The 2852-nt window shown below is 49.8% G+C and carries 3 protein-coding genes; 1 reads left to right on the top strand and 2 read right to left on the bottom strand.

Features of this window, described 5'->3' with window-relative positions:
* The first annotated feature begins 475 nt into the window (after positions 1-475).
* Positions 476-853, top strand: a complete 378-nt coding sequence (locus JH25_RS28690; RefSeq protein ID WP_164699527.1) for a hypothetical protein — start codon at positions 476-478, stop codon at positions 851-853.
* Positions 854-1194: 341 nt separating this feature from the next.
* Here JH25_RS28690 and JH25_RS10820 read toward each other — a convergent pair whose 3' ends face one another.
* Together JH25_RS10820 and JH25_RS10825 are read right to left on the bottom strand one after the other, a co-directional pair.
* Positions 1195-2466, bottom strand: a complete 1272-nt coding sequence (locus tag JH25_RS10820) for a type II toxin-antitoxin system HipA family toxin (RefSeq protein ID WP_032879010.1) — start codon at positions 2464-2466, stop codon at positions 1195-1197.
* A complete protein-coding gene (locus JH25_RS10825) occupies positions 2459-2710 on the bottom strand; it encodes a helix-turn-helix transcriptional regulator (RefSeq protein WP_032879008.1) in 252 nt (83 codons plus the stop codon). Before JH25_RS10825 ends, JH25_RS10820 begins: the two co-directional genes overlap by 8 nt.
* Positions 2711-2852 lie beyond the last annotated feature (142 nt).

The raw sequence follows: 2852 nt of genomic DNA, 5'->3' as shown, positions 1-2852 counted from the left end.
GGTGTCCGTCCTACAGCACCATTGCGACAAGCCAACTCGCCGCTTATAGCTCGCCCCGTCGCCGGCGTTGATCAGCGATAGGATTTCGCAGCCCTACAGAGTTAAAACCGCACCCGTCAAAACAGTCCCGGTATCTTGCCGACGGCAGTCTTTGTTATGGCGGCTGTGCGTGGGAGACCTTCGGGTCTGCCGGGTCTTAGCTCCTCGGTCTGCGAACCCGCGTACAGCTGCCCTCTACCGTTACTTTACCAGCCGAACTGCCCTCTTACAGTCGTCATTGAGCATCATCCAACTTAATTCGACAAAAGACCGGTCAATACCTATGCAATTTCGAACACTTCAATATTTCTAAAAGTTATATATAACTGCCAACATTAACAGGTTACACAGATTAGATTTCTTGACAACATTGTCTCGCGGCGAGGAAATCAACATTTACGACTGCCGTATTTGACTCTTACTCAGGAGAATTATCATGGCCAAGCACAACACCCCGCTAGAAGCCTACTATCGCTTCACGCCAGCCAGCGTTAATCATTACTGGCTAAAAATCACTTTTGCTGACTACGATACGGGGGAACTTAAAGGAGATATGCAAGGCTACCCTTTTATAAGCGCAAGCTACAGTAGAGAAAGTGCACCCTCCACAAAATCCTCTCTTTTCTTCAGAGTAAACTATAGACTATGGGACCCAGAAGCCCCAGGGCCAGACGGTACAAAAGGGAATCTAACAGTACGTACTGGCAAACTGAACCTGATGGCTGACGATCACTCCTACAACACGCTTTACGGAAATCTCCAAGAGGATGGAAGTTCTGAATCAATAGGAGTAACACTTACGAAATCTCAGTGAGCAAGAGCTGTACTTTTGTAGTCACTCACTAAATCCTACACCGACATACAATCTCATCGAGATGATCGTATACAGATGAGAAAATTTTTTGATTGAATTTACTCAATACTCATATTGAAAAATATGAGTATTTTTTAATCTACCCACTCTGATACAGGAAATGAGCGACGAGTCACTTTCGACCACTTTAAAAACACCCACCTGAGCTAAATAGAGCAAAGAACAAAGTGAAGGGATTTATTTAGTATAAAGAACAGATATATTTAACGCGAGAATACCGTAATCCCTTCTTACGAAACGTCGACCATTGCCTACTAAGGCTACGGTTTTTTTCACGGACCTCAGCGCAACAGTCTTACCACCGGCCTGCGCCTCATAGCCGGTGTTACCGAGTCGTGAAGCGCCATGGCACGGCCCGCGTCCCACTCCTTCTGCATCGTTGAAAAAAGCTCGGTATCAATACGCGCCTGATGCGCACTCAGCGCCAGGGACATGGCCTCGGCAATGCGTTCAATAATTACGCCAGGAGCTGCGATACCACAGTGCTTGCGCCCGAATTCAATCAGTTGTTGACGATCGGGGTACGCCTTCACCTTGTTCATTTTTATAGCCAGGGTACGGTCAACCAATGCCTGGCCGGATTTTGGATTGTAATGCTCATAGGCGGTGGTCGTTGTGACATCGAACACAGGCGCCAATTGCACAGTTTCGAGGGCTCCCGGATGGGTATAGAGCACGCCGAAATTTTTCAGGTGAGCATCGCCATTGCGCACCATGACCGACAAGCAAACAGAGGAGAAAAAGCGCTCAAGTTCACGCAACACATCACCCTGCTGGCACACCTGGCGAATCACTGCCGCGAGCGTTTCGTAACTTTGGGAATACTTGTAGTTATCGTGGGGGTCCTTGTTCAGCCCCAACAGCACCGCCATGTCCTCGAATCCCAACCTGCCCGAGGGGGTCAGATCGAAGCGCTCCATAACAAATAAATCACCGCTGTCGGACAGCCAGAAACGCGGCGTTTCCAACCCGGCAAGGCGAGCTGCTTCCAAACAGAGGAATTCGTTTTGCGCCAAGTGGGCATATTCATCTGCACCGGATTTTACAATCAGGTCAGAGCTGAGCATGGTTTTGCGGTTGCCTCTGAGTTTGTCCAGATCAGGCACCAGCACCTTGGGCTGCACTCCCGAAATACCTGATTCAAAATAGGTGTCTACCAGGAAATCGAACACGCCTTGCGAACCCGGCGCTGACAATATCTCCTGCAATCCCACCTGGGCTTTAACAGGCGCCGATGCTTCTATAGGATTCTCATAACTCAGCCGACCAATCTGGTTGCCTCCAATGACCGACAGCAAGCGCATTTCGTCCACCTGCATATGCTTGGCCATCCGTCGCTTGATTTGATCAGCCAGAAAGCCTTCTGGCACATTCATATCAAAAATCGGATGCAGAACATTACTGACCGTCGGTGTTGGGTCATAAGGCATTACCAATGACACTTCACGAGGCGCCTCAGCCGACGCGTAGGCGAAGGAAAACTGCGATCCTTTGGACAGTTCGCCGCTAATGCCTTGGGGAGTAGCGACGTTGAGCCTTTTGATCTTACTCATCGTGCTCTACCAGTTCGGCAAGCGATTTGAGATCAATACGTCGATCAACCACTTCCAGTGCCATGCCTAGCGCAGTAATCACCCTGAAGGCGGTGTACATCGCAACATTTTCCCCTGCCTCAAGGTCGATGATGGTCTTGCGACTGCACCGCGCTTTTTCCGCGAGTTGCTGCTGGCTGTACTGCTTCGCCCGGCGTAGTTGCCTGAGCCGCTCGCCAAAAGCGGGAGGGGTCGTGATGAGCAAAATGTCACCTATATCGAACTTTTAACTAAATTAATCTGATTATGTCCCTTATGGCGGACATTTCAATTACCTTACGTCTGATGCAATTCAGGCCAAAAGCAGCGATGTGCAGTTCTGGCCCCCCGTGACCGGCACCCGCAGC

Origin of the sequence: Pseudomonas sp. BRG-100 (assembly GCF_000737955.1) — a bacterium.
Lineage (GTDB): Bacteria > Pseudomonadota > Gammaproteobacteria > Pseudomonadales > Pseudomonadaceae > Aquipseudomonas > Aquipseudomonas synxantha_A.
The sequence above is the reverse complement of the archived record's forward strand: the minus strand, read 5'-3'. Positions and strand labels throughout refer to the sequence as shown.